Genomic DNA, 13,622 nt, shown 5'->3' on the forward strand with positions numbered 1-13,622 from the left:
CGGATTGACCCATGACCTATTTGCAGGAAGCGAGCCGGAACGCCATCACCGTGCCGAAACTGCAGGCGATGCGTGACGCCGGCGAAAAAATCGCCATGCTCACCTGTTACGACGCGAGCTTCGCCGCGCTGCTCGATCGCGCGGGCGTCGACGTGCTGCTGATCGGCGACTCGCTTGGCAACGTGCTGCAAGGGCAGACGACCACCCTGCCCGTGTCGCTCGCCGACATCGCGTATCACACGGCCAGCGTGGCGCGTGCGCGGCCCACGGCGCTGATCGTGGCCGACCTCCCGTTCGGCACATACGGCACGCCGGAAGACGCGTTCAAAAGCTCGGTGGAATTGATGCGCGCAGGCGCGCAGATGGTGAAACTCGAAGGCGGCGAATGGCTGGCGGAGACAGTGCGTTTCCTGGTCGAGCGCTCGATTCCCGTGTGCGCGCACGTCGGCCTGACGCCGCAGTCGGTGCACGCATTCGGCGGATTCAAGGTGCAGGGCAAGACCGAGGCAGGCGCGACCCAGTTGCTGCGTGACTCGCTCGCCGTTCAGGAGGCCGGCGCGCAACTGATCGTGATGGAAGCGATTCCGACGCTGCTCGCGAGTGGCGTCACGAAGCAATTGCGTATTCCGACGATCGGCATCGGCGCGGGTCTGGATTGTTCGGGTCAGGTGCTGGTACTGCACGACATGCTGGGGATTTTCCCCGGCAAACGTCCGCGCTTCGTGAAGGATTTCATGCAGGGGCAGCCGAGCATTCAGGCGGCCGTGGAAGCGTATGTGAGCGCGGTGAAGGACGGTTCGTTTCCTGGCCCGGAGCACACGTTCTAAGGTTCATTCAATAAAAACTCCGCCGGAACGGGCATCTTCTTGCCCGTTTTGGGAGCAATCCGATTTCGCATGCAAAGCCGGTTGTCTATCTTCGTCTACCTGTTAACGCGGTGCCGCCGCGAGCCGAAGAGAGACCACCATGAGCCCATTTTGCCTGATCGACGTTGCGGGAATCCGCGACCACGCCACCATACCGCATGACGCGCGGGAATCCACCTGGCACGAGCGCCTGAGCGGCTGGATGGGCCGATTGCTGCATGTTCTGCACGGCTAAGACCGCGTGGTGAACCTGCACGGTGCCGCTCACCGCCGGTAGCGGCACACTCTCCTGCCTGCCTCAATCCACAATCCGCGCCGGCACTGCGCCTCGCAAAGCATTGCACACCATCAGGGCTTCGGCGTTTTGCAGATCGGTCCGGGTCAGCACACGTTCCGCCGCTTGCAGGCCCGACGTGTCCTCAAGTAAAACGCTTCGCATCACACCGGGCAGCACGCCCGCCGCAAGAGGCGGTGTCCACCAGTGCCCTGCCAGCTTCACAAAGACATTCGACCGGCCGCCCTCGGTCAACTCGCCCTGCTCGTTAAAGAACAGCGTATCGAATGCACCCTTCGCCTCGGCTTCGCGCCAACCGCGATCGAATTCGGCGCGGCGCGTGGTTTTGTGGCGCAGCAACGGGTCGCTGGCGTCGGTTGCGGAGAAGGCGTGATCGGGGCCGAGCAGCACGCCGACGGTCGGCCCGCGTAACGGCGTCAACACGGCGGCGGTAATCTGCACCGTACCGCTTTTGCCCAGCGTGAGCCGCATACGGTGCGGAGTTTGCGCCGGCAACGACGCACAGGTCGACGCGATCTGCGCACGGACGGCGTCCAAGTCGTCGAGTCTGAAGCCAAGCGCCGCAGCGCTCGACGAAAGGCGCGCGAGATGACGTGACAGATACCGCACGCCCTCTTCCCGCGTCGCGTACATTGTCTCGAACAGCTCGAAACCCGGCTCGGCGCCGGTCAGAAAGCTGGCCTTCAATTGGCACTCCGCATATTCGTCGGCGGCGATGCTGTCGAGCACGATACCTGCGCCAACACCCATCGTGCCTTGCAGTTTGCCGGTCTGCCGGGCGCGGTTCAACGTCAACGTGCGGATGGCCACGGACAGGCAGAAGTCGCCGCAGCTGGCTTCGTTGACAAGGGCTGCGGGTCTGGCTGAATCATTAGTATCGTCACCCGGACAAGGTGCATCGAGCCAGCCGATCGCACCCGTATAGAGTCCGCGCGGCGTGCTTTCCAGTTCTTCTATCAATTGCATCGTGCGATGCTTCGGCGCGCCCGTGATCGACCCGCACGGAAACAGCGCGCGTAGTATTCCGGCAAACGACGTGCCGTTGCGCAACGTCGCGTGTACCGTCGACGTCATCTGCCAAACCGAAGGATACGGTTCGACCGAAAACAGCGCCGGCACCTTGACCGAGCCAGTTTGCGCCACCCGCGACAAATCGTTGCGCAACAGGTCGACGATCATCACGTTTTCGGCGCGGTTTTTCGGATCGTTGCCGAGGAATTCTGCTGAGCGCCGGTCGGCCGGTGGATCGTCGAAGCGCGGCGCGGTGCCTTTCATCGGCCGCGCTCGCAAGCTCTCGCCCTGCTTCTCGATAAAGAGCTCCGGCGAACATGACAGCACCCAGCCGCCGTCCGGCAACGCGATCAGCGCACCATAGGGAACCGGCTGCCGCGCCCTCAGTCGCCGGTACAGCGCGGTGGGCGAGCCGAATACATCGAAGCCGAGCCGATACGTGTAGTTGACCTGATAGGAATCGCCCGCCCGCAGGGCTGCATGGATCGCGTCGATCGCCGCTTCGAATTGCACAGGATCGACGCTCGCGCGCACGTTGGAAGTGCCCGCCACCGAGGGTTCGGCCGCGCCGCTATCGCGCGTCACGAGCCACGCATCGACCTCTTCACGCGAGCGCTTCTCGCAACGTTCGAACAATAAAAAACGCAGCGTGGCATCGCCACGCTGCGTTGTCGAAGATCTCTGCGCATCTCCATCGAGAAGATGCCGGCCAAATTCATAGTCGGCGAGCACGACGGCATGCAGACCACGCCGTGTGTCCGCAGCGACGGCCTCGCACACATGCTCGAGTTGCACGGCGTCCGCGCACACCCGCTCATGCATGAAACCCGTATACAGACGACTCGAACGGCGCGCCGCCGTCGCGTCGCAATCGTCAAGCAGCGCGAATACTGCGCCGCGCTCATCTGCCGTCATGCTTACCGCCAACTTCAAACTGCCATTAATCGAAGAAGCTCTTCACCCGGTCAAACCAGCTCTTGCTTTGCGGGCTATGCCGCGCGCCACCCTCGACCAGCGCCTTTTCGAACTGCTTGAGCAGGTCGCGCTGCGAGTCGGTGAGCTTGACCGGCGTTTCGACTTGCACGTGCACGTACAGATCGCCGGCAATGCTCGAACGCAGCCCCTTGATACCCTTGCCACGCAGACGGAACGTCTTGCCCGATTGCGTGCCCTCCGGCACCGTAAAGCTGGCGCGGCCCGCGAGCGTCGGCACTTCGATTTCGCCGCCCAGCGCCGCGGTGGTGAACGGAATCGGCATCTGGCAATGCAGATCGTCGCCGTCGCGCTCGAACACCGAGTGCTGCTTGATGTGAATCTCGACGTACAGATCGCCCGACGGTCCGCCATTGATGCCCGGCTCGCCGTTGCCGGCGGAGCGGATCCGCATGCCGTCGTCGATGCCTGCCGGAATCTTCACTTCCAGCGTCTTGGTTTCCTTCACCTTGCCCGCGCCATGGCAATGGCCGCACGGATCGGGAATATAGGTGCCCGAGCCATGGCACTTCGGGCAGGTCTGCTGGATGCTGAAAAAGCCCTGCGACATCCGCACCGAACCCGAACCGCTACAGGTCGGGCAGGTTTCCGGCTTGGTGCCGGGCTTCGCGCCCGAACCGTGACAGACTTCGCACGAGACCCAGCTCGGCACGCGAATCTGCGTGTCGTAGCCGTGGGCGGCCTGCTCCAGCGTGATTTCCATGCTGTAGCGCAGATCTGCGCCACGATACACCTGCGGACCTGCACGGCCGCCGCCGCGCGCGGCGCCACCGGCCGCCTGGCCGAAGATGTCGCCGAAAATATCGCCGAACGCATCGGCAAAGCCGCCGAAACCTTGCGCGCCGGCGCCGCCCATATTCGGATCGACGCCTGCGTGGCCGTACTGATCGTACGCGGCACGCTTTTGCGAGTCCGACAGCATTTCGTAGGCTTCCTTCACCTCTTTGAAATGCTCTTCCGCATCCTTGTTGCCCGGATTGCGGTCGGGGTGGTGCTTCATCGCGAGCTTGCGATAAGCCTTCTTGATTTCGTCGTCGCTCGCGTTCTTCGCGACGCCCAGAACCTCGTAGTAATCCCGTTTCGCCATATCGGTTCAGCGCCACGCGCGCCATGCGACGCGGTGGCTCCTCTTGAATGCTGGAGTCTCACGACTCGTCCGGACGCTGTTTCATGCCGCTCGAACGCAGCAAAAAACAACGCCCTCCATAAAACAAATGTGCCCGGAGAGCCCCAAGAGGCTCGCCAGGCGTGATAACCGCTCTTGCACGTTGCGCTCGCAGAAGAAAGCGCAGCGCCTTGTGCAGCCGGGCCGCACACATCGCTGTGTGCGGCTTTACGGTCGAAAAACGACCTGGCTTTAGTCTTTCTTGACTTCCTTGAACTCGGCGTCGACCACGTCGTCCTGCTGCTGGCTTGCGCCACCAGCCGAAGCACCCGCGCCTGCCGCGCCCGCTGCCGCAGCTTCCGCACCTTGCGCGGCCTGCATGTCGGCATACATCTTTTCACCCATCTTCTGCGAGGCCGTCGCCACCGCTTCGATCTTGGCTTCGATGTCCGCCTTGTCGCTCGAGCCACTCTTCAGCGCGTCTTCGAGGTCCTTCAGCGCGGTTTCGATCTTTTCCTTCTCGCCGGCTTCCAGCTTGTCGCCGTATTCGACGAGCGCCTTCTTCGTGCTGTGGACCAGCGCGTCGCCCTGGTTGCGGGCATCGGCCAGTTCACGCATCTTGTGGTCTTCTTCCGCGTTCGCTTCGGCGTCCTTCACCATCTTCTCGATTTCGGCTTCGGACAGGCCCGAGTTGGCCTTGATCGTGATGCGGTTTTCCTTGCCGGTCGCCTTGTCTTTCGCGCCGACGTGCAAGATGCCGTTTGCGTCGATGTCGAAGCTCACCTCGATCTGCGGCGTGCCGCGCGGTGCCGGCGGAATGCCTTCCAGGTTGAACTCGCCCAGCAGCTTGTTGCCGGCTGCCATTTCGCGCTCGCCCTGGAACACCTTGATCGTCACGGCGCTCTGATTGTCGTCAGCCGTCGAGTAGACCTGTGCGTGCTTGGTCGGGATCGTGGTGTTCTTGTTGATCATCTTCGTCATCACGCCGCCGAGCGTTTCGATGCCGAGCGACAGCGGGGTCACGTCGAGCAGCAGAACGTCCTTGCGGTCGCCCGACAGAACCTGGCCTTGAATCGCGGCGCCAACGGCCACGGCTTCGTCCGGGTTCACGTCACGGCGCGGATCCTTGCCGAAGAATTCCTTAACCTTTTCCTGCACCTTCGGCATGCGGGTCATACCGCCGACCAGAATCACGTCGTCGATTTCACCGACCTTCACGCCTGCGTCCTTGATCGCCACGCGGCACGGTTCGATCGTGCGTTCGATCAGCTCTTCAACCAGCGCTTCCAGCTTGGCACGCGTGATTTTCAGGTTCAAATGCTTCGGACCCGACGCGTCGGCCGTGATGTACGGCAGGTTGATTTCGGTTTGCTGGCTCGACGACAGCTCGATCTTGGCCTTTTCAGCCGATTCCTTCAGGCGTTGCAGCGCGAGCACGTCTTTCGACAGGTCGACGCCTTGTTCCTTCTTGAACTCGCCGATGATGTAATCGATGATGCGCTGGTCGAAGTCCTCACCGCCGAGGAACGTGTCGCCGTTCGTGGACAGCACTTCGAACTGCATTTCACCGTCGACGTCGGCAATTTCGATGATCGACACGTCGAACGTACCGCCGCCCAGGTCATACACCGCGATCTTGCGGTCGCCCTTTTCGGCCTTGTCCAGACCGAAAGCCAAAGCAGCCGCGGTCGGCTCGTTGATGATCCGCTTGACTTCCAGACCGGCGATGCGGCCGGCGTCTTTGGTTGCCTGGCGCTGGCTGTCGTTGAAGTACGCGGGAACCGTGATCACCGCTTCCGTGACCGGCTCACCGAGGTAGTCTTCAGCGGTCTTCTTCATCTTGCGCAGCACTTCCGCGGAGATTTGCGGCGGTGCGAGCTTCTGATCGCGCACTTCAACCCATGCGTCGCCGTTATCGGCTTTCATGATCTTGTAGGGCATCAGACCGATGTCCTTCTGCACTTCTTTCTCTTCGAAGCGACGGCCGATCAGGCGCTTGACCGCGTACAGCGTGTTCTTCGGGTTCGTGACCGACTGACGCTTTGCAGGCGCGCCGACCAGAATCTCGCCGTCTTCCATGTAAGCGATGATCGACGGCGTGGTGCGCGCACCTTCCGAGTTCTCGATCACCTTGACCGAATTGCCTTCCATGATCGCCACGCACGAGTTGGTCGTGCCGAGGTCGATGCCGATAATTTTGCCCATGTTCACTAATCTCCTAACTTTGATCGCTGCGCGAAGCGCCCTGTTTGCCCGGTTGGCGGTCAGGCGATTCGCTCTCAATTCCTGCCTGCACTCAACATAAGTGCGTCCGCATCGTTTTCAAGACCTCTTTTACGATGCGGTCTTTAATTTTTTTCAATCGGTCGAACTTTTGGCCGGATTTGTTCCACCCACGTGGGCGGGCCGTGCAGCATGAAGCTCCGGCCCAGACCCCGATACTCATGGACGTTGCGGAAATCCTTTGAGGCTGAGCGCCGCGTCGAACGACCCGGCGCCGATTTGCTGCATGCTGAAACCGGCCAACCCGGTGGCGTCGACGGTCAGGTTGGCCACGGCGTTGCCCGCCGGGTCAATCGTCTTACAAAAACCCTTCCGTGCTTATTTCGGCGCCGCGACGGTCACGAGGGCCGGACGCAGCACACGGTCGGCGATCACGAAACCCTTCTGCAGCACCGCGACCACCGTGTTCGGTTCCTGATCGGCCGGCACCATCGAAATGGCCTGATGGCGGTGCGGATCGAACTTCTCGCCGACCGGATTCAGCGCAACGACGCGGCCTTTCTCCAGCGCGCCGGTGAGTTGGCGCAGCGTGAGTTCGACGCCTTCGCGCACTTTCTGTAGATCGTCGGACGAGTGGGCGACAGCTGCTTCGAGACTGTCGATCACCGGCAGCAGATGCTCGGCGAAGCTCTCGATCGCAAACTTATGCGCCTTGCTGACGTCTTCCTGCGCGCGGCGGCGCACGTTTTCGGTCTCGGCCTTGGCCCGCAGGAAGCTTTCCTGCAGTTCGACGATCTTGGCCTGTGCTTCGGCCAATGCAGCCTGCTCGGCGCTGACCGGTGAGTCGGTCGCTACGTTTGCGGCGGCTTCCTGCTCGGGCGCTGCGGCCTCGGCGGCCTGGCGCGCGGTTTCGTCCGCGGGCGTGGGATTCTGGCTCGTCGGGTTCTCTTGCGTGTTTTCCATGTCGCTGAAAGTCGTAAAAAAAGTAAAAGCCAACGGTGGCGGCAGCGCTTCAACCATGGTGCGGTTTGTGCGTTGCAAAATCGCGACAGACAACTTCGCGACTCACCGCAAATCAAAACGGCAGATGAGGCCGGAAAGAACCATTTCAAGCGGTTCTCGCGGATTTTTTCAGACCGCACGCGGCCGGAAGAAATGCCCGGTTACAACCATTATTCCGACGCAATCAGATTGAGATTGAGTGCGGCCTGCAAGTGGCCTATGCTCCAATAAAACATCGGAAAAGACGCGTTAACCCTAATCTGACGCAAACCTTACCGACACTTTGCAATTTCACTCGATTCGACCGTCTTTATCCTGAACCTTCCCGAGGGGAGTACCGTGAAACTGACCTTTGCAATCTCGGTGGTCGCATTGGTACTCATTGCGGGCACCACGACCATCTGCATGTCCGGGGCTGTCAACGAGCACACCACCGAATACGGCGGCGTGCACGCGACCATGGAACAACTGTTCAATCCCCACCTGAAAATTTGTCGATAGTGCGCCGGTCGCGTTTGGTCGGCCGTCCGTGCAAGGCGGCCGCCGGTTCGCGAAACGTCTTGCGCCGCTCCTGCTCGACCTGCCGTTTCTCCCTGCTCTCCCCGGTTTCCGCGTAAAGCGTCTGTGCAACACTCGCCGGTCCGCGCACGTCGCACACGCCCAGCACTTCCACCTGCCACACAATCCGCTCGATCTCGACCTCGACCAGGTCGCCGACCCGCACGTCTTTGGCCGGCTTGACGCTGGCGCCGCCAATGCGCACATGCCCTTTCTCGACAGCGTCCGCGGCAAGCGAGCGCGTTTTGAAAAAGCGCGCCGCCCAAAGCCATTTGTCGATGCGCAGCTTCGCGCCCGCTTCGGTTGAAATGCGGTAGTTCATGAGCCTCTTCAAGCTCCCGTTGTATGCGCTACCGGCACGGCCTGCACCGGCCAGCCCTGCAGATTTTGCGCGACGATTTCTCCGAGCGCGGCAATCCACGCCTGCGAGGCATTCACACAGGGAATCCGATGAAAATCCTTGCCGCCCGCATGCAGGAACTCGTCGCGCACTTCCATGCCGATTTCTTCAATCGTTTCAAGGCAATCGGCGGTAAAGCCCGGACAAAACACATCAGCACGCCGCACGCCTGCCGCGCCTAACTCTTTCAACGTGGGCGCCGTGTAGGGTTGCAGCCATTCGGCCTTGCCGAAGCGCGACTGAAACGTGATGCGGCACTCCACCGGCGTCAGTTCGAGCGCCTGCATCAACAGCGCGCCCGTTTGCTGACACTGATCGTGGTACGGATCGCCAAGGTCCAGCGTACGTTTGGGCACGCCGTGAAAACTCAGCACCAGCTTGTCGCCTGCCGCGAAGTCCGGCCGGCCGTGCTGATGCCAATAGTGATGCACCTGCGCGGCGAGCGCCGCAATATACGCCGGATGGTCGGCATACTGGCGCACGGTGCGGATCTCCGGCTGATTGCGCATGCGCTTCAAGGCCGAAAACGCATCGTCGAACGCCGTGGCGGTGGTCGACGACGAATACTGCGGGTACATCGGCATCAGCAGCACACGCTCTGCGCCTGCCAGCTTGAGCTGGTTCAGCATGGCCGGAATGCCGGGCGTGCCATAACGCATCGCGTAATCGACCAGCACTGTGTAATCGTTCAGTTGCAGCAGATGGCGCAAGCCTTCCACCTGCTTCTCGGTATGGACACGCAGCGGCGAGCCTTCAGGCATCCAGACCGCGGCGTACTTCCGGGCGGAGGCGCGGCCTCGCGACGGCAGAATCAGCAGGCGCAGAATGATCTGCCAGAGCAGCACGGGAATCTCGACCACCCGCGGGTCGGACAGAAACTGCGCGAGATAGCGGCGAACCGCGCCCGGCGTCGGCGCGTCGGGCGTGCCGAGATTGATGAGCAGCACGGCGACACGGTGTGATGCAGCGTTCTGTGAAGGCCGCTCGAGGTCGAAGCGCATAGGCGACAAGATAACCGGTTTCGACGGAAAGTCCGTTCAGGTGGGAATCATTATAGCGGCGGGGTCCCTGTGCCGGTCCGGCCTGCACCCTCGGCCATTCGGCCAATTGGCAAGCGGCGCGCCGTCACGCATCATGTGCGGCAGCACGCGCCGCCATGGCAGTTCGGATAGTTACTGCTGGCTAAGCGTGAGGGAGAGCAGGCGTGCCGTGATATCCACAATCGGAATCACGCGGTTGTAGGCCATGCGGGTGGGTCCGATCACGCCGAGCGTGCCGACGATCTTGCCGTTCACTTCGTACGGCGCAGTCACCACGCTCATTTCCTCGATCGGCACCAGATTCGATTCGCCGCCAATGAAAATCTGCACACCCGCCGCGTGACTCGACACGTCGAGCAATTGAAGGAGACTGGTCTTTTGGTCGAACACATCGAACAGCTTGCGCAGGCGCGCCATGTCCGACGAAAGGTCGGCGACTTCGAGCAGGTTGCGCTCACCGGAAATCAGCACGGTCTCGCCAGTGTCGGTTTCATCCGTGCTCGCCGTCACCGCGGCGTGCATCAGCGTGGTCATGTCGCCGCGCAGTGCGTCGATTTCCTCGCGCAGGCGGCGGCGCACCTCGTCGAACGAAAGGCCCGCGAAGTGCGCGTTGATGTAATTGGAGGCTTCGACCAGTTCCGACGGCGAGAAGTCGCGCTGGGTCGCCATCATGCGGTTCTGCACGTCGCCTTCCGGCGTCACGATGATCAGCAGAATGCGCTTGTCGGACAAGCGCATGAACTCGATCTGCTTGAACACGTGGCTGCGCCGCGGCGTGAGCACCACACCGGCGAACTGCGACAGATTGGACAGCACGCTAGCCGCCGCGGCCACGATTTTCTGCGGTTCGCCTGCCTGCAGCGTAGTCTTGACGGTGCGCGTCACGGCTTCTTCGTCCGCGGCGGACTCCACCGTCAGCATGGTGTCCACGAACAGGCGATAGCCGCGCGGCGTGGGAATGCGGCCGGCGGAAGTATGCGGACTGATCACGAGCCCAAGATCCTCGAGGTCGGACATCACGTTGCGGATCGTTGCCGGGCTCAGTTCGAGGCCCGAATAACGCGACAGCGTGCGCGAGCCGACCGGCTGACCTTCGGCGATGTAGCGCTCGATCAGCGTTTTGAGGAGGGTTTGTGCGCGAGGATCTAGCATGACGGAAAATTTTAGCTCAATGGCACGACTACCGCGAGCGCTAAGGGCGCCCATCCCTGACGAACGCGCCACCGGCTGGCCGGACGGCGCTTCGTCTTCGGTCCGGCGCGTTCCCCGGCATTCGTCCTGGCGCGGCGCCGGCCAACGCGTGAGCGGCCCGGCAGCCGGCGCCGCGCCGCACTTTACCCGGCGCGCATGTCATCAAGACTTCACCATTCTAACGATAATCGCGAGATGCGCTGGCGGCCCGCGCGCGCCGGCCCGCCACCGGGTCTGTCTGCGGTTCTTTTCAGACCCTACCTATGGTGTAATGCCGGCATGCAAGTGACCAGCCAGTTCAAGACCGTCGCGCTCGTTGGGCGCAACAACACACCGGGCATCGGCGAGCCGCTGACCGCGCTCGCCTCGAGCATCGCCAAGCGCGGCTTCGAGGTCGTGTTCGAGGCCGAGACTGCCGCCGAAATCGGCGTGACCGAGTATCCGGCGCTCCGCCCCGCGGAGATCGGCGCGCGCGCCGACGTCGCCGTGGTGCTGGGCGGCGACGGCACGATGCTCGGCATCGGCCGCCAGCTTGCGCCGTACCGCACACCGCTGATCGGCATCAACCACGGGCGGCTGGGCTTCATTACCGACATCCCGATCTCGGACATGCACGAGCTCGTGCCGCAAATGCTGTCCGGCAAGTTCGAGCGCGAGGAACGCGTGCTGCTCGAATCGCGCATCATGCGCGGCGGCACCCCGATCTACCACGCGCTGGCCTTCAACGACGTGGTGGTCAACCGAAGCGGCTTCTCGGGCATGGCGGAACTGAGTGTCTCGGTGGACGGCCGGTTCATGTACAACCAGCGCTCGGACGGCCTGATCGTCGCCACCCCGACCGGCTCGACCGCTTACGCGCTGTCCTCGCAAGGGCCGATCCTGCATCCGCAATTGCAGGGCATCGTGCTGGTGCCGATCGCCCCGCATGCACTATCGAACCGTCCGATCGTGCTGCCGGACGATTCGAAAGTCAGCATTCAGATCGTCTCGGGACGTGAAGTGAACGTCAATTTCGACATGCAGTCGTTCACCTCGCTGGAACTCGGCGACATCATCGAAGTGCGCCGCTCGCGTCATACGGTGCCGATGCTGCATCCGGTCGGCTACAGCCATTTCGCCACGCTGCGCAAGAAGCTGCACTGGAACGAATATCCGTCGCACGAAGAAGACACCAAGCCCTGAGTGGCGATCACGCCCGGAACGCGAACGCCGCTTGCTGCCGAAACCTGACTCTCAAGCTCATCAGACGACCTCCATGCTTCGCCACCTCTCGATACGCGACTTCGTCATCGTCGCCGCGCTCGACCTCGAATTCGACAGCGGCTTTACTGTTTTTTCCGGCGAAACCGGCGCCGGCAAGTCGATCCTGATCGACGCGCTGGCGCTCGCGCTCGGCGCCCGCGCCGATGCGAACGTGGTGCGCACCGGCGAGAGCCGCGCGGATATCACCGCGGAATTCGAGACCCATGCGCAGGTCGAGCAATGGCTCGACGAGCAGGCGCTCGGCACGGCCGACGACGAGGACCATCAAGGCGGCACGGTGATGCTGCGGCGCGTGGTGGATGCCAACGGCCGCTCGCGCGCCTTTATCAACGGCACGGCCGCCACGCTCGCCCAGTTGCGCGAAGTCGGCGAGATGCTGGTGGATATCCACGGCCAGCACGCTCACCAGTTGCTGATGCGCCCGGACGCGCAACGCGAACTGTTCGACACGCACGCAGGCCTCGCCGAAGCGTCGGCCACCGTCACACGAGCATGGCGCGCCTGGCGCGAGAAGGTTCAGGCGGTCGAGCACGCGCAAACGCGCGACCGCGAGCTGCAACTGGAACGCGAGCGCCTCGCCTGGCAGCTCACCGAACTGGACAAGCTCGCGCCGCAGCCGGGCGAGTGGGAGGAAGTCAACACCGAGCACCGGCGGCTGTCGCACTCGGCCAATCTGATCGACGGTGTGCAAGGCGCGCTCGGCGCACTGTCCGAATCGGACGAGGCGATGATCACGCATCTTTCCTCGATCGTCTCGAAGGTACGCGACCTCGCGGAAATCGATCCGGCCTTGAACGACGTGCTGGCCGCGCTCGAGCCGGCCGAAATCCAGTTGCAGGAAGCGGCGTATTCGCTGAGCCACTACGCGCAAAAACTCGAACTCGATCCGGACCGGCTGGCGCAAGTCGAGAAGCGCCTCGACGCATTGCATTCCGCGGCGCGCAAATTTCGCCTGAAGCCGGAAACGCTGCCCGAAGAACACGAGGCACGACGCGCGCAACTGGCCGCGCTCGACGCCGCCGCCGACCTCGACAGCCTGCACGCAGCCGAGGCCAAAGCCAAAGAAGACTTCCTCGCCGAGGCGAAGAAACTCTCGAAAGCCCGCGCCAAGGCCGGCAAGGCGCTGGGCGCGGCGGTCACCACGGGCATGCAGGAATTGTCGATGAAAGGCGGCAGTTTCGAAGTCGCCCTGGTGCCGCTGCCCGAAGGCGGTGCACATGGTCTCGAGCAGGTCGAGTTCCGCGTCGCCGGTCATGCGGGCGTGCCGCTGCGGCCGCTCGCGAAAGTCGCTTCAGGCGGGGAACTCGCGCGGATCAGCCTGGCTCTCGCGGTAATTGCCAGCGCCGCCAGCCCAACGCCCACCCTGATCTTCGACGAAGTGGATACGGGAATCGGCGGGGGCGTCGCCGAAGTGGTCGGACGGCTGTTGCATCAGCTCGGGCAGGCACGCCAGGTGCTGTGCGTGACGCACTTGCCGCAAGTCGCGGCGCGCGGCGACCATCATTTTCAGGTGGCGAAAACCGGCAATGGCAAGGGCGGTACGGTCAGCAGCGTGACCTCGCTCGACAAGACGAGCCGCGTCGAAGAAGTCGCGCGCATGCTGGGTGGCCTGGAGATCACCCCGACCACCCGCAAGCACGCGAAGGAAATGCTGGCGGCCTAGGCGTCCATCGGC

General features: G+C 62.9%; 13 protein-coding genes. 6 read left to right on the forward strand and 7 right to left on the reverse strand.

Translation table 11 applies throughout. The features are described from left to right. The first annotated feature begins 11 nt into the window (after positions 1-11). Positions 12-827, forward strand: a complete 816-nt coding sequence (gene panB / locus A6V37_RS15245) for a 3-methyl-2-oxobutanoate hydroxymethyltransferase (RefSeq protein WP_064272542.1) — start codon at positions 12-14, stop codon at positions 825-827. A gap of 139 nt (positions 828-966) precedes the next feature. Beyond that, positions 967-1,101, forward strand: a complete 135-nt coding sequence (locus tag A6V37_RS42840) for a hypothetical protein (protein WP_278185314.1) — start codon at positions 967-969, stop codon at positions 1,099-1,101. 63 nt (positions 1,102-1,164) lie between these two features. Here the strand turns inward: A6V37_RS42840 and pabB are convergent, their stop codons facing one another. The 4 genes from pabB to grpE form a co-directional block, all read right to left on the reverse strand. After that, complete coding sequence (pabB, locus tag A6V37_RS15250; protein ID WP_064272543.1) at positions 1,165-3,087, reverse strand: aminodeoxychorismate synthase component I; 1,923 nt, start codon at positions 3,085-3,087, stop codon at positions 1,165-1,167. Positions 3,088-3,112: 25 nt separating this feature from the next. Beyond that, complete coding sequence (gene dnaJ, locus A6V37_RS15255) at positions 3,113-4,252, reverse strand: molecular chaperone DnaJ (protein WP_064286112.1); 1,140 nt, start codon at positions 4,250-4,252, stop codon at positions 3,113-3,115. 270 nt (positions 4,253-4,522) lie between these two features. Further along, on the reverse strand, positions 4,523-6,475 hold the full coding sequence (gene dnaK / locus A6V37_RS15260) for a molecular chaperone DnaK (protein ID WP_064272545.1): 1,953 nt from the start codon (positions 6,473-6,475) through the stop codon (positions 4,523-4,525). Positions 6,476-6,871: 396 nt separating this feature from the next. Next, a complete protein-coding gene (gene grpE / locus A6V37_RS15265; protein WP_064272596.1) occupies positions 6,872-7,456 on the reverse strand; it encodes a nucleotide exchange factor GrpE in 585 nt (194 codons plus the stop codon). Between grpE and A6V37_RS40720 the strand changes: the two genes are divergently transcribed. After that, positions 7,455-7,688 carry a hypothetical protein gene (locus A6V37_RS40720; protein ID WP_131799962.1) on the forward strand — a complete coding sequence of 78 codons (234 nt, stop codon included), beginning with the start codon at positions 7,455-7,457 and terminating at the stop codon, positions 7,686-7,688. The two genes, grpE and A6V37_RS40720, sit on opposite strands and share 2 nt — an antisense overlap. 146 nt (positions 7,689-7,834) lie before the next feature. Beyond that, entirely contained in the window at positions 7,835-7,996 is a 162-nt protein-coding gene (locus A6V37_RS41380) for a hypothetical protein (RefSeq protein WP_165614513.1), read from the forward strand. Here A6V37_RS41380 and A6V37_RS15275 read toward each other — a convergent pair. The 3 genes from A6V37_RS15275 to hrcA all read right to left on the reverse strand — a co-directional run bounded on the left by A6V37_RS15275 (position 7,968) and on the right by hrcA (position 10,645). Beyond that, a complete protein-coding gene (locus A6V37_RS15275) occupies positions 7,968-8,375 on the reverse strand; it encodes an RNA-binding S4 domain-containing protein (protein ID WP_064272547.1) in 408 nt (135 codons plus the stop codon). The two genes, A6V37_RS41380 and A6V37_RS15275, sit on opposite strands and share 29 nt — an antisense overlap. Before the next feature lie 8 nt (positions 8,376-8,383). Continuing rightward, on the reverse strand, positions 8,384-9,454 hold the full coding sequence (gene hemH / locus A6V37_RS15280; RefSeq protein WP_064272548.1) for a ferrochelatase: 1,071 nt from the start codon (positions 9,452-9,454) through the stop codon (positions 8,384-8,386). Positions 9,455-9,625: 171 nt separating this feature from the next. Next, on the reverse strand, positions 9,626-10,645 hold the full coding sequence (gene hrcA / locus A6V37_RS15285) for a heat-inducible transcriptional repressor HrcA (RefSeq protein ID WP_064272549.1): 1,020 nt from the start codon (positions 10,643-10,645) through the stop codon (positions 9,626-9,628). A gap of 318 nt (positions 10,646-10,963) precedes the next feature. On the opposite strand from hrcA, the gene A6V37_RS15290 reads away from it, so the two are divergent. Together A6V37_RS15290 and recN are read left to right on the forward strand one after the other, a co-directional pair. Then, a complete protein-coding gene (locus tag A6V37_RS15290; protein ID WP_064272550.1) occupies positions 10,964-11,866 on the forward strand; it encodes an NAD kinase in 903 nt (300 codons plus the stop codon). A gap of 73 nt (positions 11,867-11,939) precedes the next feature. Then, positions 11,940-13,610 (forward strand): DNA repair protein RecN, encoded by a 1,671-nt coding sequence (gene recN / locus A6V37_RS15295; RefSeq protein ID WP_064272551.1) that lies wholly within the window; start codon positions 11,940-11,942, stop codon positions 13,608-13,610. The last annotated feature ends 12 nt before the right edge of the window (positions 13,611-13,622 follow it).

Source organism: Paraburkholderia ginsengiterrae (assembly GCF_001645125.1).
Lineage (GTDB): Bacteria > Pseudomonadota > Gammaproteobacteria > Burkholderiales > Burkholderiaceae > Paraburkholderia > Paraburkholderia ginsengiterrae.